The 531-nt window shown below is 63.5% G+C and carries 1 pseudogene; it reads left to right on the top strand.

Going from position 1 to position 531, the window contains the following annotated elements:
* Window positions 1-531: pseudogene (locus tag FK530_RS25415) on the top strand (DNA-directed RNA polymerase subunit beta); the annotation flags it as partial.

Genomic DNA, 531 nt, shown 5'->3' with positions numbered 1-531 from the left:
AGACGATGTCCCTCTCCTTCCGTGACCACCGCCTCGAGAAGCCGAAGTACACGGTGGAGGAGGCCAAGGCCAAGGACTACACCTACTCGGCACCCATGTACCTGACCGCCGAGTACATGAACTACGAGACCGGCGAGATCAAGTCCCAGACCGTCTTCATGGGGGACTTCCCCCTGATGACGCGCCGCGGCACCTTCATCATCAACGGCACTGAGCGCGTCGTCGTCTCCCAGCTCGTGCGCTCCCCGGGCGTCTACTTCGACCGCACCTCCGACCGCACCTCCGACAAGGACATCTTCGTCTGCAAGGTCATCCCCAGTCGCGGTGCCTGGCTGGAGTTCGAGATCGACAAGCGCGACGCCGTGGGCGTGCGCATCGACCGCAAGCGCAAGCAGCCCGTCACCCACTTCCTCAAGGCCATCGGCATGAGCGACTCGCAGATCCGCGAGGAATTCGCCGACTACCCCGTCCTGCTGGAGACCCTGGAGAAGGACACCGTCCAGACCCAGGAGGAGGCGCTGAAGGACATCT

The sequence above is a fragment of the Tsukamurella conjunctivitidis genome (genome assembly GCF_007858475.1).
In the GTDB taxonomy this organism is placed as follows: Bacteria; Actinomycetota; Actinomycetes; order Mycobacteriales; family Mycobacteriaceae; genus Tsukamurella; species Tsukamurella conjunctivitidis.
Note: the sequence above shows the minus strand (reverse complement) of the source record. Positions and strands in the feature narration are given on the sequence as shown.